This window comes from Haladaptatus sp. CMAA 1909 (genome assembly GCF_043952005.1).
GTDB lineage: Archaea > Halobacteriota > Halobacteria > Halobacteriales > Haladaptataceae > Haladaptatus.
The window spans coordinates 612,157-629,899 of record NZ_JBIOAV010000001.1 but is presented as its reverse complement, the minus strand read 5'-3'; the positions used below and the strand labels follow the sequence as shown (position 1 = coordinate 629,899).

18 protein-coding genes and 1 tRNA gene are annotated in these 17,743 nt (G+C 62.8%); 8 read left to right on the top strand and 11 right to left on the bottom strand.

Annotated elements, in window-relative coordinates; genetic code table 11:
• Positions 1 to 22: 22 nt before the first annotated feature.
• Positions 23 to 373 carry a YbjQ family protein gene (locus ACGYLY_RS03440; RefSeq protein WP_395282968.1) on the top strand — a complete coding sequence of 117 codons (351 nt, stop codon included), beginning with the start codon at positions 23 to 25 and terminating at the stop codon, positions 371 to 373.
• A gap of 6 nt (positions 374 to 379) precedes the next feature.
• On the opposite strand, the gene ACGYLY_RS03435 is transcribed toward ACGYLY_RS03440, so the two are convergent.
• From ACGYLY_RS03435 to ACGYLY_RS03420, 4 genes are all read right to left on the bottom strand, one after another.
• The gene (locus tag ACGYLY_RS03435) at positions 380 to 673 is read right to left on the bottom strand and encodes a hypothetical protein (protein WP_395282969.1); all 294 of its coding nucleotides are present in this window, start codon (positions 671 to 673) and stop codon (positions 380 to 382) included.
• Positions 670 to 1,122, bottom strand: a complete 453-nt coding sequence (gene bcp / locus ACGYLY_RS03430) for a thioredoxin-dependent thiol peroxidase (RefSeq protein WP_395282970.1) — start codon at positions 1,120 to 1,122, stop codon at positions 670 to 672. The genes ACGYLY_RS03435 and bcp overlap by 4 nt, the downstream gene beginning before the upstream one ends.
• A gap of 32 nt (positions 1,123 to 1,154) precedes the next feature.
• A complete protein-coding gene (locus ACGYLY_RS03425; RefSeq protein ID WP_231182797.1) occupies positions 1,155 to 1,331 on the bottom strand; it encodes a hypothetical protein in 177 nt (58 codons plus the stop codon).
• Between the two features lie 97 nt (positions 1,332 to 1,428).
• Positions 1,429 to 1,650 carry a helix-turn-helix domain-containing protein gene (locus ACGYLY_RS03420; protein ID WP_231182796.1) on the bottom strand — a complete coding sequence of 74 codons (222 nt, stop codon included), beginning with the start codon at positions 1,648 to 1,650 and terminating at the stop codon, positions 1,429 to 1,431.
• A 158-nt stretch (positions 1,651 to 1,808) separates the two neighbouring features.
• Here ACGYLY_RS03420 and ACGYLY_RS03415 point away from each other — a divergent pair, with 158 nt between their 5' ends.
• From ACGYLY_RS03415 to ACGYLY_RS03385, 7 genes are all read left to right on the top strand, one after another.
• Positions 1,809 to 2,492 carry a hypothetical protein gene (locus ACGYLY_RS03415; RefSeq protein WP_395282971.1) on the top strand — a complete coding sequence of 228 codons (684 nt, stop codon included), beginning with the start codon at positions 1,809 to 1,811 and terminating at the stop codon, positions 2,490 to 2,492.
• A 67-nt stretch (positions 2,493 to 2,559) separates the two neighbouring features.
• Entirely contained in the window at positions 2,560 to 2,985 is a 426-nt protein-coding gene (locus tag ACGYLY_RS03410) for a chemotaxis protein CheW (RefSeq protein ID WP_395282972.1), read from the top strand.
• Positions 2,986 to 3,493: 508 nt separating this feature from the next.
• Complete coding sequence (gene glmS / locus ACGYLY_RS03405) at positions 3,494 to 5,314, top strand: glutamine--fructose-6-phosphate transaminase (isomerizing) (RefSeq protein WP_395282973.1); 1,821 nt, start codon at positions 3,494 to 3,496, stop codon at positions 5,312 to 5,314.
• An 88-nt stretch (positions 5,315 to 5,402) separates the two neighbouring features.
• On the top strand, positions 5,403 to 6,362 hold the full coding sequence (locus ACGYLY_RS03400; protein WP_395282974.1) for a polysaccharide deacetylase: 960 nt from the start codon (positions 5,403 to 5,405) through the stop codon (positions 6,360 to 6,362).
• A 252-nt stretch (positions 6,363 to 6,614) separates the two neighbouring features.
• On the top strand, positions 6,615 to 8,201 hold the full coding sequence (locus ACGYLY_RS03395) for an alkaline phosphatase family protein (protein WP_395282975.1): 1,587 nt from the start codon (positions 6,615 to 6,617) through the stop codon (positions 8,199 to 8,201).
• A complete protein-coding gene (locus ACGYLY_RS03390) occupies positions 8,198 to 9,145 on the top strand; it encodes an NAD-dependent epimerase/dehydratase family protein (RefSeq protein WP_395282976.1) in 948 nt (315 codons plus the stop codon). The genes ACGYLY_RS03395 and ACGYLY_RS03390 overlap by 4 nt, the downstream gene beginning before the upstream one ends.
• 65 nt (positions 9,146 to 9,210) lie before the next feature.
• Positions 9,211 to 9,295, top strand: a tRNA-OTHER gene (locus ACGYLY_RS03385).
• A 432-nt stretch (positions 9,296 to 9,727) separates the two neighbouring features.
• Here the strand turns inward: ACGYLY_RS03385 and ACGYLY_RS03380 are convergent.
• From ACGYLY_RS03380 to ACGYLY_RS03350, 7 genes are all read right to left on the bottom strand, one after another.
• On the bottom strand, positions 9,728 to 9,970 hold the full coding sequence (locus ACGYLY_RS03380) for a hypothetical protein (protein WP_395282977.1): 243 nt from the start codon (positions 9,968 to 9,970) through the stop codon (positions 9,728 to 9,730).
• A 119-nt stretch (positions 9,971 to 10,089) separates the two neighbouring features.
• Positions 10,090 to 11,559 (bottom strand): oligosaccharide flippase family protein, encoded by a 1,470-nt coding sequence (locus tag ACGYLY_RS03375; protein ID WP_395282978.1) that lies wholly within the window; start codon positions 11,557 to 11,559, stop codon positions 10,090 to 10,092.
• 28 nt (positions 11,560 to 11,587) lie between these two features.
• Positions 11,588 to 13,387: a hypothetical protein gene (locus ACGYLY_RS03370; RefSeq protein ID WP_395282979.1), complete on the bottom strand. Its 1,800-nt coding sequence runs from the start codon at positions 13,385 to 13,387 to the stop codon at positions 11,588 to 11,590.
• A gap of 25 nt (positions 13,388 to 13,412) precedes the next feature.
• Entirely contained in the window at positions 13,413 to 14,465 is a 1,053-nt protein-coding gene (locus ACGYLY_RS03365) for a DUF354 domain-containing protein (protein ID WP_395282980.1), read from the bottom strand.
• Positions 14,465 to 15,373 (bottom strand): glycosyltransferase, encoded by a 909-nt coding sequence (locus ACGYLY_RS03360; RefSeq protein WP_395282981.1) that lies wholly within the window; start codon positions 15,371 to 15,373, stop codon positions 14,465 to 14,467. Before ACGYLY_RS03360 ends, ACGYLY_RS03365 begins: the two co-directional genes overlap by 1 nt.
• 151 nt (positions 15,374 to 15,524) lie before the next feature.
• A complete protein-coding gene (locus tag ACGYLY_RS03355) occupies positions 15,525 to 16,598 on the bottom strand; it encodes a hypothetical protein (protein ID WP_395282982.1) in 1,074 nt (357 codons plus the stop codon).
• On the bottom strand, positions 16,595 to 17,668 hold the full coding sequence (locus ACGYLY_RS03350; protein ID WP_395282983.1) for a GNAT family N-acetyltransferase: 1,074 nt from the start codon (positions 17,666 to 17,668) through the stop codon (positions 16,595 to 16,597). The genes ACGYLY_RS03355 and ACGYLY_RS03350 overlap by 4 nt, the downstream gene beginning before the upstream one ends.
• Positions 17,669 to 17,743: the final 75 nt, after the last annotated feature.

Genomic DNA, 17,743 nt, shown 5'->3' with positions numbered 1-17,743 from the left:
CCCTGATGAAACGATTCGTTCAATGACGGCTTTCAGCTACGACGACGAGGACGTACTGGTCACGACGAGTCACACGGTTCCGGGACGGGAAATCACGCGCCATCACGGCGTGGTCGTCGCCGACGTGACGCCCGGGCGAAACATCGGAAAGGACATCGCGGGCGGCCTCCGCGACATCGTCGGCGGGCGCTCCAAATCGTGGGAGAAAACCCTCGAAGAGGATCAGGAAACGGCACTCGACGAGTTGGTAGCGGAGGCGAAATCGGTCGGTGCGGATGCGGTCGTCGCGGTGGACATCACCGACGAATCCCTCGGCGGACAGGGCGGCATGATGAACATCAAGGCGTTTGGCACCGCGGTTTCGATTCGCTGAGATGGCTTACGGGTCGTTTAACTCCACGTCTTCACCCGCGTCGCCTCCCATTTGAATCGTCGCGTCCGTTTCTATCGATTCCAGTCCGTCGAGTTCACACAGGTCTACGACGGCGGGTTCCGGCAGGACGACGCGAAGCGTCTCGAATTCGAGTTCGGCGTCCACCTCGCCGCCGAGGTCCTCGACGCGGGCGGCGGTCGTTTCCACGTCCGCGTCGCCGAGTCGGAGGAGAAGCACGGCCGACTCCTCGGGCATCGGGTCGTCGCGCATGGCGCGGACGGGGTGTGAGAGGTAGGTCATTCGAGCGCGGAGAGGAGTTCGTCCGCGTGGCCGTCCGGCGAAACGTCCTCGAAGACGGCTTCGACGGTCCCGTCGGGACCGACGACGACGGTGTTCCTAAACACGCCGTCGAAGGTGTTTCCGAACATGTTCTTCTCGCCGTAGGAGTCGTACGCACTCGCGACCTCGCCGGACTCGTCGCTGAGGAGGTCGAACGGCAGGTCGTACTCGTCGCGGAATTTCGTCAAGTCGGCCACCGGGTCGTCGCTGATGCCGAGGACCGGAACGTTCCGGTTCTCGAATTCGTCCCACGAATCGCGGAAGCCGCAGGCTTCGGTGGTGCATCCCGGCGTGTCCGCACGAGGATAAAAGTATACGACGACGGTGCTGTCGAAGTCGGCGAGCGAGACGAGTTCGCCGTCCTGATTCGGCAGTTCGAACGGTGGTGCCGGTTGGCCGGGTTCGAGCATGGGAACCAGTTCGAATCCGGCGACCAACTGCGTTACGGACTCTCCTCGATGACGACGAAGGTCCGTCCGCCCTTGCGTTCGAAGTGGACGGCACTCTCCTCGGTCGAGGTGCGGACGTACGCCGCGACTTCGCTGGCGGACAACCCGGAGACGTCCGCCGATTTCCACGGCCGTTCTGTCTGCTCCTCGGTTTTCATTTCGACGTTCATGTACAAGGATTGTCCGGTTGGATACTAAAGGCGAGCCTAGCGGGGTGAAAGTGAAAGTGGGCGTGAAGAGAACGGAAACGAGGTTCGACGCGACGGATCAGGCGGCGAGCGTTAGCGCTTCCCCCTCCTGGTTCACGAGGCCGCGTTCCCGGAGGGTTCGGATGATGGTGTACAGCGTGATTTTCGGCAGGTCGAGACCCGTCTGCAGTTCGTCCAGTGTCGCGCCGCCGGTGGTCGCAAGCGAGAGATACACCAGTTTGGCGCGCGGTGAGTCCAGTTCGTCGGGCATCGGCGCGAGCGGTGTTGCTTCGATACTCATGTGGGTACGCTGGACCAGACATTCGACGATAATAAAATTATCTCACGACAATTGTCGAAATCCGGGGGTTGCCGCGGAATGGTCGTTTCTTCGAGGCGTGTTCTCATCGACGTAAATTCCCGGTGATTTTATGGTACGAGCCGTGGTAGGCGTGGGCAATGAGTCCAGCGCGGGACGAATCGGATCCGGAGGGTCGAACGGTCGTCTCCCCCGAGGAACTCGATATCGAGGAGCGTGAGAACGTCGTCGCGCTGGACGAGGGGCGGTTCGTCATCGGCGCGTCGGGAAAACCCTCGGTTCCAGACACCGCGGGGCCGGTGACGACGGGCGATGCGGCTTCCACCGACGAACCTGCATCGTCGCCGCAAACGTCCCCGGAACGGTCCCCATCACGGACGCAACCCGCTATCGACTCGGCATCGTCGCGGGAACACCCGAGCGAACGACCGCCGAAGGACGAGACGTCTCAGCCTCGATTCGACTCCGAGGACGTTCGCGACTGGCTCGAAGACGACCTGGGCGACGTGGCCGCCCGATACGGCTTTCACATCGCGGCGAAATCGGAGGGCGAAATCAGCCATCAGCGGACGTTCTCGGACGATGTGGGCACCGTCTTCGACAGCCTCCTCATGTGGTACGCCCAGCAGGTCGAGACCGAGATGCCCGTGGAGGACGTACTCGGTATCCTCATGATGGAATCGAACCTCCGTGTGCGCTACTCGCCACGCTGTTTTCGCGGCGTTCTCGAAGCATACGACCTCTCTCCCGATGACAGCATCGCCGACCTTTTCATGGCGATGCGGGACTCGAACGGTATCGTCTTTCCGCCGGACCCGGAGTAGAATTATCCGCCGTGATAGCGGGGAGTGGGTTTTATGTTCCGCCGTTCGATGTATCCGGTAACTGACTATGAGCGTTCGGGAACATGAGCCGGGGACGGAGGAGACCCAAGTCGTTGAGTTCCGACTCGGAGAGGATCTGTGTGCCATCGACATCGAACAGGTGGACAGCATCGTCGAGGTGAAAAAAGTCACGAGGATCCCGCGAACGAAGGAGTCCATCGAGGGGGTCATGGACCTCCGCGGAACCACGACGACGATCGTCAACCCGAAGACGGTCCTGGGACTGACCGATTCGGGAACCGGGAACCGCGTTATCGTATTCGAGACGGAGGACGAACGGAGCATCGGTTGGGTCATCGACGAAGTGAATCAGGTCGTCAGTTTGGACGACGTCGAGGTCGATGAGTCGGTCGAGAGCCAATCGGTCCACGGCGTCGTTCGACAGGACGACGACCTCGTCATCTGGGTAAAACCGTCGGCCATCAACGTCTGAAACGACGGTTCGACAACTGCATCGGTTTCGATGGTCGGTTCGCCCCGTTATTTTGTCATCGCTTCCCCGATGGGTGCGTCGTTTGAAGATGATAGTACTTCGATATAATCGGCGGAGCGATAGCGACGTTAGTTTCATGATTCGTCGACCGGAAGTAGTGAAATCGTAACGACGGATTCCGACCCTCCTTCGAAGCGTATCGCCGGAGCGTTCGACTTTCCTCCCGAGAATATCGATCGGAGGTACGACCGTCTTGGCAAACCCTAAGACGATCCTTCGACGTTGTCAGTAGGCGTATAACAAAGAGGCAAAGCGGGTATTCGTAGTTACCGTTCAACCCCGAGACCTGAGACGTCCGAGGGTGCTGAACACATCGGAGGCGAGTTACCTATGAGATTCCCGAACGCTAGACGGACAACCTATCGAAGTCGTATCGTCCACCGGAACAACCATCAGCTATCGCTTCGTCGTCAATGAGTGACAAGAACTCTTTGGAGGTAGTGGACTGATGTGTGGCATCATCGCCCGAGTCGGCGAAACGGAAGAGGCCGTGGACGAGTTGCTCGTCGGCCTCGAAAACCTCGAATATCGGGGTTATGACTCGGCAGGACTAGCCGTCAAAAACGGCAGCGGCCCGTCGGTCTTCAAGCGTGAAGGGCAGATTTCGCACCTGAAGGATATGTTGATCGACGAAGTGCCGGCGGGCGGACTCGGTATCGGTCACACCCGTTGGAGCACGCACGGCCCGCCGACCGACGCGAACGCTCATCCCCATACCGGCTGTTCGGAGGAGGTCGCCGTCGTTCACAACGGCATCATCGAGAACTACGAAGAGCTCCGAACGGAGCTTTCGGAGCGGGGTCACCGCTTCGAAAGCGACACCGACACCGAGGTCATTCCGCATCTCGTCGAGGAACATCTCGACCGGGGAGCGACGCCCGAAGAAGCGTTCCGGCGGACGGTCCGTCGGCTTTCCGGTAGTTACGCCGTCGCCATGCTGGTCGAGGGAAGCGACGCGGTGTACGCGACCCGGTCGGGGTCGCCGTTAGTCCTCGGCATCGAGGAAGGCACGTACTTCCTCGCGAGCGACGTTCCCGCGTTCTTGGATTTCACCGACGAGGTGATATTCCTCGACGACGGGGACGTCGTCGTCATCGAAGCCGGGCACCACGAGATAACGAAACTCGATGGGACACCGATCGAACGACCGACGCAGACGGTCGATTGGGACCCGCAGGACGCCGGGAAAGGCGGCTACGAACACTACATGCTCAAGGAGATTCACGAGCAACCGGCGGCGCTCCGCCAGACGCTCCGCGGACGTGTCCAACACATCACCGGAGACGTCTCCCTCGAAGATTTCCCTGCGGGAACGTTCGAAGAGGTTCGGCGCGTCCAGTTCGTCGCTTGCGGGACCTCCTATCACGCCGGGCTCGCCGGGAGCCATTTCATGGAACGTCGTGGCGTGCCGACACAGACGTTCCTCGCCAGCGAGTACGCCGTCTCGCCGCCGCCGGTGGACGAGAATACCCTCGTCATCGGCGTCACACAGAGCGGTGAAACGGCGGATACACTGTCCGCTCTACGGCGAGCGAACGCGGGTGGGGCACGGACCCTCGCGGTGACGAACGTCATCGGGTCGACCGCCGCACGGGAGTGCGACGACGCGCTCTTCATCCGCGCCGGTCCCGAAATCGGCGTGGCCGCCACGAAGACGTTCTCCTCGCAACTCGCGTCGCTGTCCCTCCTCGGCGAGCGGATCGTCCGGGACACGACCGGCCACCGAAGCGAGAACATCGAGACGGTGCTGTCCGCGTTCGCCGACTTGCCGGACCACGTCCAGCAGATATTGGACTTCACGAAGGCTCATCGTATCGCGAAACGGTACCACGACAGCGACGCCTACTTCTTCATCGGCCGAGGGACTGCCTTCCCCGTCGCGCTGGAAGGGGCGCTCAAGTTCAAGGAGATCTCCTACGAACACGCCGAGGGCTTCGCGTCCGGGGAGCTGAAACACGGCCCCCTTGCGCTGGTGACGCCGACGACGCCGGTCATCGCGGTGTTCGACGGTCGTCACGACGAAAAGACGCTGAGCAACGTCAAGGAAGTGGAGGCTCGCGGCGCACCGGTCATCGCGGTCGCGAGCGACGCGAACGAGGCGGTCGTCCAGCACGCGGACGACGTGCTGACGATTCCCGACACCCACCCCGACGTGGCGGGAATTCTCGCCAACGTACAACTGCAACTCCTGTCGTATCACGCCGCCGAGCTCCTCGACAGACCCATCGACAAACCACGCAATCTGGCGAAGAGCGTGACTGTCGAATGACGCGACCGGGTAATCGTCGCTTACCCACCAGAACGAAACTGAACGGTCGGCGCGGTTTAATCGCTTTCCGACCGCATTTTTGCCGGACATGAACGCCGTCGTCCTCTCTCTTGACGCTGAACTCGCATGGGGATATCACGACCTCGAAGAGATACCGGAACACGTCGAGAGTGCGCGAACGTCTTGGTCGCGGCTCGTCGCACTGTTCGACGAGTTCAACGTTCCCGCGACGTGGGCCGTGGTCGGGCATCTCTTCCTCGAATCGTGCGACGGCACACACGCGAATCATCCGGGACCGAGGGACGACTGGTTCGACCGTGATCCGGGCGGCGTCGGGAAACAACACCCGCTCTGGTTTAACGACGGACTCATCGATGCCATCGTCGATGCCGACGCGAACCACGAACTCGGCTGTCATACGTTCTCCCACGTGGAGTTCGGCGACGAGGGGACGGACCGTGAAGTCGCCGTCGCCGAAGCACGAGCGGGGTTGGAAGTGGCAGACGATGCGGGATACACCCTCCAGTCGTTCGTCTTTCCGCGGAACAACATCGGACATCGGGACGTGCTCGCCGCCTACGGTTTCACCTGTTACCGCGGTGAGCGGCCGGAACTCTGGTACGACGGATCGCGATTCGATTCGCTCGGGAAGTTCATCGACCTGACCGTGAGCAAGACGAACCCGTCGCTCGTAGAACCCAAGCTCGACGAGTACGGGCTGGTGAACATCCCCGCTTCGATGTTCCTGTTCGGCTACGAAGGCCGTGCTCGAACCATCACCGAGCGACTGTGGGACGACCCGCTCACACGATCCGCAAAGCGAGGGATCGACCGCGCCGCCGACGCGGACGAGGGCGTGTTTCACCTCTGGATGCACCCGAACAACTTCACGGAGGAGCGTGATTTCGAGCGGCTACGAACCATCCTCGAACACCTCGCTGAACATCGTGACGAGGCACGAATTCAGGTCCGAACGATGGGGGACATCGCGAGTGAAATCCGCGGTACCGACCCGGCGACGAAACGGACACCCATCGGTCCGCGATAACGGTCGGCCGGTCGTCGAGACGCGCGTTTTTCGAATGTGATTTCGCTGTACTTTCACTCGCCGCTCGAAGCTCCTTTCACAGCACTCCGTTTCGCATCCACCGAACGGTCACGCACGGCCATCACGTCGAATCGGCGGGGAAAATTTCGAGTAGACCGTGCCGGAATCACCGAAACCGGCCCATAACAAAGCGAATCCCGGTATTGGAACGGGTAGAGCCACGGGCAGGCGTTCTGCCCCGGCAACGATACTATGTCGATGGAAACTTCGAGCCCGGAGCGGGCGTTCGTCCTCGGACTGGATGGCGTCCCATGGGATTTGATTCGGCGATGGACTGGAGAGGGAAAGCTACCGAATTTCGCTCGGTTGCTCGAAGAGGGGGCCGCCGGGCCGCTCACGAGTACCACACCGGATGCGACACCACTCGCGTGGCCGACCATTGCGACGGGAGTTTGGCCCGACAAGCACGGTCTGTACGGATTTCAGCACCTCGAAAAGGGCTACACGCACCGGATGAACACCAGCGCGGACGTTCGGCGACCGGAGCTGTGGGACATCATTTCGCCCGCCGTCGTCGGCAACGTTCCGATGACCTATCCCGCGAGCGACATCGACGGGTCGGTGGTCACGGGAATGATGACGCCGGAGATGGGCGAGGGATTCACGCAACCGCCCGAACTCGCGGACGAAATCGCTCGGGACATTCCCGACTATCGAATCGGGTTGTCGTGGGACGAGTACCGCGACCGCCCCGAGGAGTTCCGTGAGGAACTGTCCAAACTGCTCGACGCGCGGCGGACCCTGATGCGACGACTGATGGAGGAAGACTGGCGACTGTTCTTTTTCGTCTACACCGCGCCGGACCGCCTCCAGCACCTCATCTGGGAGGACGAGGCCCTCCTCGAACACTACCGCGAACTGGACGACATCCTCGGCGAAGTGATGGAGTACATCGAATCCCGCGAGGCGGTGCTATTCGTCACCTCGGACCACGGCTTCGGCCCGATTTCGCGCTTCGTCTTCCTCAACACCCTCCTCGAACGCGAGAACCTGTTGACGCGAAAGGGGGGCAACGGCACGCGAGGGACGCTGACCAAAATGGGACTGACGAAGGACCGAATCGAGAGGCTTATCGCCCGACTGGGCATCAACGAGAAGTCGCTCGTCGAACACCTCCCTCGACGACTGGTCGATTCGGTTGCGAGTCAGGTACCCGGAGACCACAACCTCTACGACGTCGATTTCGACGAGACGGTCGCATTCGCCCACGGGTCGGGCAACGTCTACATCAACGACACCATGCGATTTGACCCAGGCGTCGTCGAGCCGGAGGACGTCCCCGCCATCAAAGACGACCTCCGGACCCTGTTCGAGGGCCTGACCGACCCCGAAACCGAGGACGAGGCCTTGAACGTTCACGACGGCGACGAACTGTTCCCGACCGACCCCTACTCGCCGGACCTCGTGGTGAAAGGCGACGACGAGTACGAGACGGCGGTGTCGCTGACGCGCTCCGTGTTCGCCGACAGCGGGAGCAAAGTCGCCAGCCATCGCCCCGAGGGCATCTTCTTCGCGTGGGGGGCGAGCGTCGAAGCCGAATCGACGCCCACCGACGCCACCGTGGCGGACGTGGCCCCGACGCTCCTCCACGCGCTGGACGAAGCGGTCCCGTCGGACGCCGACGGACGCGTTCTGAAGGAAATTTTCCATTCGCGGTCGAAGCCGGGTCGTCGCGCCGTCTCGCAGCGCGATTACGGCGAGGCGGGGTCGTCGGATACCGTCGAGGCGGACTTCGACGACGTCGAGGACCGACTGCGCGGATTGGGGTATATGGAATGACGGAGACGCCGACTTCGACGTCGCAACCGGCGCTCCGCGACAGAACGATTCTCGTGACGGGTGGCGCGGGATTCGTCGGCAGTCACCTCGCCGAAACCCTCGTCCGTGACAACGACGTTCGAATCCTCGACAATTTCTCCACCGGCGAGCGCGGCAACGTCCCGGCGGACGCGACGCTCATCGAGGGCGACGTCCGCGACCCGAAGGCCGTCGAGGAAGCCATGACCGACGTCGATACCGTCTTTCACGAGGCCGCGCTGGTCAGCGTGTCCGAGTCGGTCGAACACCCGCTTCGAAGCCACGCCGTCACCGGAAGCGGCACGTTGGTCGTCCTCGACCAAGCACGGCTTGAGGACGCACGAGTCGTCCTCGCCTCCAGCGCTGCGGTGTACGGCCATCCCGACTCCGTGCCGGTCGTCGAAGCCGAGCACAAACGACCCACTTCGCCGTACGGCATCGACAAACTGACCGCCGACCAGTACGCCCGCCGCTTTTCGGACCTCTATGGGCTGGAGACGGTCACGCTTCGGTACTTCAACGTCTACGGCCCGCGCCAGAACCCCGAGTACAGCGCGGTCGTCAGAACGTTTCTCGACCAAGCGAAGCGAGGCGCGGACATCACCGTCGAGGGCGACGGCACCCAAACGCGCGACTTCGTTCACGTGGACGACGTGGTGCAGGCGAACTGCCGCGCCGCCACGACAGACCGAACCGGCGAAGCGTTCAACGTCGGAACGGGCGAGAGCGTCACGATTCGGGACCTCGCCGAGACGGTCCGCTCGGTCACCGATTCGTCTTCGGACATCGTGCACACCGACCCGAGGCCGGGCGACATCGAACACAGTAGGGCGGACGTAACGAAGGCCAGAACGGCGCTCGGATACGAACCGAACGTTCCGCTCACCGACGGACTCGCGGAACTGGCGGACGGAACCGCGATCTGACCCGATTCATCGGAGTGGTTCAGGGCCACCATAACAAAGGTAGTCCCGCTCCTTCGTGTGGATGAGGAAGGGTGGCTCAGTGGTAGAGCACCACCGACTCGTCGGTGGGAGCTTGATAGGCTTCGCGTGGTTCGAATCCCGCCCCTTCCGTTTTCGCGACGAACGGACGTGAGGAGTGAAAACGAGACAGGGATTCGAATTGGACAAGTCACAGCCCGGAACGGCCGAAGGCCGCATGCCCGGAATGTCTTGGTTTGGTTCGAATCCCGCCCCTTTCGCTTTTGCGACGAACGGACGTGAGGAGAAAAATCGAACGCGGCGATTCGAAGTAGGGAAGACGCAGCGCGAACGGATGTGAGCGACCGTCTTGACGTGGTTCGAATCCCGCCCCTTTCGCTTTTGTGAAGAGTGACGACCAACCCGGAGATTCGAATCCTGCCAGCGGCACGCCCGCGCAGTCGAACGCGAGTGAGACGAGCAGGAACCGCTGGGTCCGGTTCGAATCCCGCCCCGTCCGCTTTTGCGACGAACGAACGTGAGGAGTGAAACCCGTACGCAACTCCCGTTCAATCCCGTGGCAGTTCATCGGGTTCCGATTCGAACCGGAATACCGAGCGAAAACCCGCAGGGAAGGAGTCTCGTCACGGGAGCCACTGACGCCGTCGTGACGACCAGTCCACACTGGAAGGAGTCGCCGTCGACGACGAGCGGTCCGGTCCGACCCCGATTTTCCATCGTTTCAGTTCCGGCAGCAGACGACGGCTCGAACTGATGGACGTGGCCGACGAGGAGAAATCGATGCTCGGAACCGCGTGAGCCGCTCACGTCCGTCGTCGGCGAACGCTGGTGATATAGGTCGTGACCCGGGATGAAGACGAACAAGGGGCAATGAGCGGGCTGAAAACGGTGAGAAAAGGACGCCCATCGGACACGGGCGGTCCGGTTCAGGAACCCAGCACGGAGACGACGCGGCGGACGTCGAGAAGACCGCTCACCGTGGCGAGTCCGGCCCAGACCGCACCGCCGAGCAGCACCACGCCGACGAGCGAGAACGGTCCCGACGTGAACTGGAGGGCGACGAAGACGACGGCGGACATAGCGAGCGTGATGCCGAAGACGAAGGCGACGTGGCGGAGCAGACGGGCGACGGACAGTTCGAGTTCGTGGTGAACGACGTAGAGGTTGACCAGCACGTACACCGAGTGAGTGGCGACGGTGGCCCACGCCGCGCCGACCGCCCCCATCGAGGGGATGAGGACGAGGTTGAGGGCGAAGTTCGCCGCCGACGTCGCGCCCTTGGCCCACGCCCGCTCCTGTGCCCGTCCGAGGTAGTCGAGCGCGTCGCTGGTGATGAGCGTCACCGCTTCGAGGACGACGTACCCGGAGAACACCTGCACGACGGGGACTGCCCCGGCGTACTTACTGCCGAAGATCAGCGTCACGGCCGGACCGGCGACGAGTATCAGTCCGGCGGCGGCGGGGACGTAGAGGAGGAGCGTGTGCCGAAACGTGGTCTCGTAGAGGCTGGCGGCGGCGTTCCGTGCGTCCTCCGCCTTCTGCTCGCCGTAGGTCGGCGAAATGGTGAACCCGAGGGAGGCCGCCGGAGCCTGAATGAACGTGGCGATGTTCTTGGCGAGATAGTAGTGGCTCACCGCCAGCGGGCCCTTGATGGCCCCGACGAGGATGGTGTCGATGCGCTTGTCGAGGACGTTCGCCCCTTGCGTCGCCGTGAGCGGAATGCTGTACTTGAGAACGCGGTTGGCGAGTCCGTCCTCGGACTCGTCGGCGGCATCGCTGGGCGCATAGAACTTCCAGTAGAGGACGCCCAACCCGACGACCGTGGCCACCGCATAGCTCACGACGTACCCGAAGAGTGCCCCCTCAGCGCCACCGAAGACGAGGACGCCGACGACGACGAAAACGAGGAGGCTCACGCTTCCCGTCGCTCTCGTCACCGCGCTCCACGTCACCCGGTTGAAGCCCTGGAACACGACGACGGCGAACGTCGAAAGCGAGTAACACGCGATGTACCCCGCGCCGAAGATCATCAGCGGGGCGAGTTCGGGTTGATTGACGAGGCGGGCGATGGACCCCGAAAAGACGGCGAACACCCCGGCCACGAGGACGACGGCGATGACCCGGTAGGTCAGCGCGGCACGGAGTACGTAGGGAACCTGCCCCGGGTCGCGTTCCTTGTATTCGGTGACGTACCGGGCCGCGGATTTCGAGGTGCCGAGGTCGGCGAACAGTCCCGCGACGCCGAACACTGCGAGCGCGCTCCCGAGGATACCGTACTGGGTCGGCGTGAGCAGGAACCGGGTGAGGAGGAGAACCAACAACCCGGTCGCACCCATGTGAACCGCGCGAGCGCCCAACGATGCCTTGAATCCACGTGCGAATGATTTTGCGTCCATTATCGGATGAGGTTGTGTCGTTGATGTGTCATCTGATGTAGTAGAGGTCGAACCCGCCGCCGGACTGCACCCGGTTCACGCCGGGGCGACTCTCCAACGTTCTGAACCCGCGTTTCGGAAACCGAAGCCCGCGATACACCGCCAGTTCGCGCTCCCTCGCCGCTTCGGTTATCGGCAGGTAGCGCGGCCCGTCGAAGACCTGCTTCAACCGGCCCGCGGTGAAGTTCTCCCCCGTGGCGTTGTAGTTGCCGTAAATACCCTGTCCCCGGAAGTCGGCGCTTCTGCTCCGCTCGAAGCCGAGAATCGCGTCCGAGTACCGTTCGCCCGGGGCCCGAAGTCCGGTGAACGTCGTCTCGCCGCGCTGGGAGAGCGCCGTCGAGAAGCCGGACATTTCTGCGTTGGAGACGTCCCCGGACGGCTGGTACATGTACGGCGAGTGGAATACCGTCAAGAGGGAGAGAACCAGCATGACGGCGAACAGCACCGCCGCGATTCCGGCGAGCGCCCCGTCGGGCCGAAAGGAGAGTTTTCCCCCGAGCCAATCCACGACGCGCGCGAGGGCCACCCCGCCGAGTATCGTGACGGGGACCATCATGAACCCGAGGACGCGGAAGTGGAACTGGCCGTAACTGGCGATGAGGAAGGCCACGAAGAGAACACCCAACGGGAACGTTCCCACGGCGATGTACTTGCTGAACGCGCTCGTATCGGTTCCACGGACGCGGTTGAGCAGGCCGGCGAGCATGAAGAAGCCCGCGATAACCAGGAAGAGGAAGCTGACGAGGAAGAGTTTCAGGAACAGCAGTTTGATGCTTCCCCCGAGTTGCGAGAGGCTTGCGGCCGCGTGGGCGGAGTCCGCACCCGCGGTCGGGTCCGAGAGAAGGCTGCTGATGAGCGATTTGACCGCCCCGCCCGAACGCCGGTGGAACGGGGACCACGCGAGGAAAATCGCCGAGAGGAAGAACGTCTGTGTGTACATCGGTCGATGGCGGGCGATGGCGTGTTCGTCGCGGAACAATCGATAGACGAATTGGACGACGACGACGCCGCCGAACAACAGGATGACGTTTGCGGCCTGCTGTGGATGGACGAACACGATGGCCATCGACGATAGCGCGAGGAGGGCGCCCGCCCCGGTCCCGAGCAGCGGAACCCCGCGGGGGTTCGTCGCGGTGACGTACTTCGCCACGAGGTAGATGACCAGCGGGAGGAACAGTATCGCCTGCGAGGTCGGATGCGGCATGACGAAGACGCTGATGGCGTTTATCGGGAGCAACATGAATCCCGAGAGCGCCGCGTACGTCACCGCTCGGTCGTCGTCCACGACGACGCGCACGGCGAAGGGGACGAACAGGAGATAGACGAGGACGAACGCGGAAACCATCACGAGCATGGCTCGCGGGAGCGGAATCCCGGTCGCTTCGTGGACGACGATGGCGATCGTGTGCGTTCCGGGATAGAGCAGGTCGTAGGCCGGCATCGCGCCCGAAACGATGTCCTTCGTCCAGCCGAGGTGCGTCAGCGAGTCGCCCGGGCCGTAGAAGTGATAGCCCCTGATGAGCGGGAGCGACGCAATCGAGAGGACGGTGGTCCCGCCCAGAACGAGCGCAAGCGAACGATACCAGTCGGGTGCGGACAGCGCGACCCCGATTCCGAGGAGGAGCGCGATTCCCGCGCCGGCCCAGAAGAGGAGCGGCGTCGCTCGGTAAATCGAGAGTTCGTAGCCCGGTGCCGGCGAGTCGTGTGCGAGGAACACGCCGACGGCGAGCGCACAGAACCCGAGAACGAGTGCCACCTTTTCCGGTCGGTGTGCATACGTGCGTGCCATTCAATCGTCACCAGCGTCGCCGGAGTCACCCTTTGTTATAGACCGCCTGATCCGTCCCGGCGCGGACGAGGAGGTCGGTGGCGAACCTCGTGACGTCGATCTTGTCCGCGAGCAGTCGGTCCCGACGGCGACGGAACGTTTCTCGGTCCGCCGTTTGCACGAGCGACTTCGCCTTCTCGACCGCTTTCCACTCGTCGGCCGTCGAGTAAAGCAGTCCGTACTCCGCCAGTTCGAGGAAGTTCGTCATGTCGTCCCGACCAGCGAACGACTGTGCGCGTACCGACGGGGTGCCGAGAACGGCCGCCTCGGTCGCCATCGTCGCCGAATCGCCGACGTAGAGGTTCGCGTACGCGAGGAGGTCGTGGACGAGGTGGGGCGGCACGGGAAGCCGATGGGGCGCGAACTCCTCGGGGAGGTCGGACTCGCTCGAAACGTACACCTCGCCGTGTTCGTCGAGGAAGGAAACGAGGTCACGCTTGGCCTCGTGACAGAATCCCGCCTCGCCCACGTCGTGCAGGGCCGACCACTCCCGAAATCGGACGAAATAGTACGGGTCCGTCGGTTCGACACCGTATTCCCTGAGCCGATCCGGGTCGGGCGAAAACCGGTCGGGATGCAGGTAGGCGAGTTCGTGGAACCCGTCGTAGCGGACGTGGCCGTCGCCGTAATCGTCTCGGAACCGCTTCGGCGTACAGATGATGTGCGCGAGCGGCGTCGTAATTCGATGGGACTGGACGCCCTCGTTGTCGATCCAGACGACGCTTCGCGCGCCGACCAGCGGTGCGACGTGCGAGACGGCGACGCCGCCGATGGCGGTCATCACGTCCGGGCGGATGCGAATCGCTTCGCGGAGCAGTTTGGCTTCGTAGGTCGCCTGTACTCGCGCGAGTTCGGTTATCGAGTTCGCTGACCCGGCGAGGACGGTGTGGTCGATGTCGTACTCTTCGAGGAGGGACAACGCGATGTCCTTGTCGCGGGCGAAGACGAACACCTCGTGCCCGCGCTGCTGGAGCATATCGATTATTCCTCGGAAGAAGTGTACGTGAGCGGGGTGCTGGATGGTGATGATGATGCGCATCAGACGACGGATTCGTAGACTGCGTGGATTCGTTCACCCATACGTGTGAGGCTGATGTCCTGGACGTTCTCCCGGCCGTTCGAGCGGCGCGGGGAGGAGAGAACGTCCACCAGTCCGGAGACGAGCTCGTCGTCGGACCGACAGACGTGGGACGGCGAGACGTCGGCGAGGCGTTCTTCCACGTCGCCGACGTCGGTCGTGACGACCGGCACGTTACAGGCCATCGCCTCCTTGACGGAGTTCGGCGACCCCTCACTCTTCGAGGGAAGGAGGAGCACGTCCGCCGCGTTGTAGTAGGTGGACATCTCGTCGTGGGAAACCCCGTACACGCTCTGAAGTTCGACGGACCCCTCGACCTGCTGGCCCGCAGCCGTGACCACCCGCTCCGCTCGCGGGAAGTCCTTTACCTCCCGCGTCGGCGGGTAGGGAAAGAGGACGTGTTTCGCCCGCGAGTCCCAGCCGACGGTTTCTCGGGCTTCCGCTTTCGGTTGCGGGGCGAACCGCGAGAGGTTGATTCCGTGCGGGATGACGTGGCACTGGATGTCGAGTTCGGCCGCCATGTGGTCCGACATGACGATGACCGCATCGCAGTGGCGAGCACAGAGTTTGCTCAACCATCCGTACTCGCCGAGGAGGTCCGACCCCCACAGCGAGAGGACGACGGGCAGTCGGAGTTGTGCCAGCGCCATCGGCGCGGTCAACCCGTAGTTCGCATGAATCAGGTCGTAATCGTCGAGCGAGTTCCGGATGACCGTCGGGAAGAACCGCAGGTAATCCCGCGGTGTTCGTTTCGTGACCGACTGTCGGGCACGGTGGGTTCCCGGTGGGGCGAGTGTCTCTCCGCGGACGCCGCGCTTCGCGAGAACCCGCAGTTGTTCGTTATAAAAGCGGGCGTCTGTGTTCGTCACGAGGTTCAGTACCCGCAGTGAATCCTGCTGGATGCCAGTCCTCGCTTGTGAAGCTCCTCTCGACACGTTGCCGAATTCGATGGCCGAGTCGGCCTTTGTTATCCACCTCTTTCCCGGAGACAGGTGGGTCGTACCGAAAAAGTCGGGTTTGCTACCGGTGGGTCACCGCGACCGTTCGCTCGATTCGCTCCGTCGGAACCACCGCCGTCGTCGCCACGTCCACGATGACGTCGGTGAGGTTCACCATGTTCGACAGATACTCGTCCCGTCGTTTGCGGAGTCGTGCTTTCGCCGAATCGTCCGCGAGGAGGGAGAGGGACTTCGACAACACGTCCTCGAAGTCGCGGTAGTTGTGGATGAGGCCCTCGCGTTCGAGTTCGACGAAGTTACCCATGTCCGACTCGCCGACGAAGGAGTTCGAACGAATCGCGGGCGTGCCCAGCAGGGCCGCCTCCGTCACCATCGTCTGCGTGTCCGCGACTAACAGCGAGGCCTCCGCCAGCGCGTCGTGGAGCAGGGCTGGGTGGAGGTCGAACTCGTGCGACTCGCCGGGAGCGGGATTGCCGCCCTCGTCGGAGACGAACACCGTCGCGTGTTCGGAGAGCGCGGAGACGAGTTTCCGGCGCTTTTCGAGCGAGAAGCCCGAGTGTCCCACGTCGTGGTGTGACCCGAAGGCGTTGAACCGCACGATTGCGTAGTCTTCGTCCGGTTCGACCCCGAGTCGGCTTCGAATCGTCGGGTCGGGGTCGTACACGTCGGGATGGAGGTAGGCGAGTTCCTTGAATCCGTGGAACTCGTAGTGGTTCGCGCCGAGATCCTTGCCGAACGAGTGCGGCGTGAGGAACGTGTCCACGAACGGGCGGGACGCGAGGTGATCGATGCCCGTCGGCTCCGAGTCGGCGACGACGACGACCGGCGTGCGCGATATCGCCCCGGCGTGGGCGGCGTAGGACCCGACGCCGAAGATGAGGTCCGGGTCGTATCGGCGGGTCTTCTGGAATATCCGGAAGTAGTGCTGTGGCAGTTCGCGGAACAGCGAGTACTTCGTCGTCTCGCACTTCCCGTAGATTTCGTGCGGGAGGTCGTGATACTCCAGCAAGGCACGGGTACAGCCGTAATCACGCCCCAGGACGAGCACGTCGTGGCCCCGTTCCTGTAGGGCCTCTATCGCGTGCCGATAGAGGTGGACGTGTGCGGGCGTGTTTGTAAAGAACAGGTATCTCATCCTCTGACGAACTGGTAGGCTCGTTTGGCGGCGTTCATGGTCGTCCCGCTCGATTCGACGAGGTAGTAGGGAACGAGGTCTGCGCCGAACTTCGCCTTGTACCGGCACAGTCGTTCCGTGTTCGCGCCCATCAGGTCGTAAGTCGTCACCGATTCGACTGGTGGGTCGTCCACGATATCCTGAATGATGCGCCAGTGGACGAGGCTGTTCACGCTCGTTCCCTCGTACACCGAGCGGGCACCGCCCTGCCAGAAGTACGCCGCGTCGTTCGAATAGAGCGCGGTGATGCCGGTCAGGTAGTTCCCGTCGTCGTCGCGGGCGACGTAGGTCTGGGCGGCGTCACCGAGCCCTTCCCAGAGGTCGCGGACGTAGTTCCACGACAACCCTAGGGATTCGTCCTGTTCGTCGTAGCGGTCCACGGTGTGTTCGAACACGTCCCGTGCGCCCGCGATTCCCTCTCGCGTGACGGTGACGTCGAGTTCTTCGGCGTCCCGTATTTCCCGCCGGAGGCTCTTGCTGAACGATTTCTTCACGGCGTCGGCCGTGGTCGATGCCAAGTCAAGTTCGTAGGTGAAGTAGGGTTCGACGCTCAGGTCGCCCCACAGGTAGGGGCGCGGGTCGCCGTAGGCGGTCCCACAGAGCATTCGAAACAGGGTCAGGCCGGATTCCATCTGTTCGCCCACGCGCTCTGCCATGGGCGAATCGAAACCGACCTGCGCGAGTCGCCCCGTGTAGTCGGTTCGAATCCGGTCGAGTACCGTCTCGGTGAACTCCCGGTTGACCTTCTCCTGTTTCCGCCGTTTCGGACTCGTGGGCATCACTATCGGTCCCAGTCGCGGAATCGCCATCCCCGGCGGCGGCGACATCGCGACGGTTCCGAGCGGCCCGTTCCGAACGACTATCGGGAGCAAAGCGATAGCTTGCTGTCCCTTGAATCCCCCGTACAGGTGGAGTTCACCCGGCGCGTGGTGGTCTATCGCGGCGAGCGCCGCCGGTCGGTGAAACACCTCAAATCCGTCGCTGGGGAGTGCATCGTCCCATTCTGTAATATCTAGACGTTCGACTCTCATTCGTCGTCTCGCCAGTCGATAACGGTGGTTTTCACTTTGTTATCCCCCGCCTGTCGCCGAGAAGGTAATGGAAGC

Coding starts and splice junctions, on each gene's coding strand:
- ACGYLY_RS03415 (WP_395282971.1), top strand. CDS start 1,809: ATGAGTCCAGCGCGGGACGAATCGGATCCGGAGGGTCGAACGGTCGTC.
- ACGYLY_RS03375 (WP_395282978.1), bottom strand. CDS start 11,559: ATGGACGCAAAATCATTCGCACGTGGATTCAAGGCATCGTTGGGCGCT.
- glmS (WP_395282973.1), top strand. CDS start 3,494: ATGTGTGGCATCATCGCCCGAGTCGGCGAAACGGAAGAGGCCGTGGAC.
- ACGYLY_RS03440 (WP_395282968.1), top strand. CDS start 23: ATGACGGCTTTCAGCTACGACGACGAGGACGTACTGGTCACGACGAGT.
- ACGYLY_RS03435 (WP_395282969.1), bottom strand. CDS start 673: ATGACCTACCTCTCACACCCCGTCCGCGCCATGCGCGACGACCCGATG.
- ACGYLY_RS03350 (WP_395282983.1), bottom strand. CDS start 17,668: ATGAGAGTCGAACGTCTAGATATTACAGAATGGGACGATGCACTCCCC.
- ACGYLY_RS03410 (WP_395282972.1), top strand. CDS start 2,560: ATGAGCGTTCGGGAACATGAGCCGGGGACGGAGGAGACCCAAGTCGTT.
- ACGYLY_RS03390 (WP_395282976.1), top strand. CDS start 8,198: ATGACGGAGACGCCGACTTCGACGTCGCAACCGGCGCTCCGCGACAGA.
- ACGYLY_RS03400 (WP_395282974.1), top strand. CDS start 5,403: ATGAACGCCGTCGTCCTCTCTCTTGACGCTGAACTCGCATGGGGATAT.
- ACGYLY_RS03355 (WP_395282982.1), bottom strand. CDS start 16,598: ATGAGATACCTGTTCTTTACAAACACGCCCGCACACGTCCACCTCTAT.
- ACGYLY_RS03365 (WP_395282980.1), bottom strand. CDS start 14,465: ATGCGCATCATCATCACCATCCAGCACCCCGCTCACGTACACTTCTTC.
- bcp (WP_395282970.1), bottom strand. CDS start 1,122: ATGCTCGAACCCGGCCAACCGGCACCACCGTTCGAACTGCCGAATCAG.
- ACGYLY_RS03395 (WP_395282975.1), top strand. CDS start 6,615: ATGTCGATGGAAACTTCGAGCCCGGAGCGGGCGTTCGTCCTCGGACTG.
- ACGYLY_RS03420 (WP_231182796.1), bottom strand. CDS start 1,650: ATGAGTATCGAAGCAACACCGCTCGCGCCGATGCCCGACGAACTGGAC.
- ACGYLY_RS03370 (WP_395282979.1), bottom strand. CDS start 13,387: ATGGCACGCACGTATGCACACCGACCGGAAAAGGTGGCACTCGTTCTC.
- ACGYLY_RS03425 (WP_231182797.1), bottom strand. CDS start 1,331: ATGAACGTCGAAATGAAAACCGAGGAGCAGACAGAACGGCCGTGGAAA.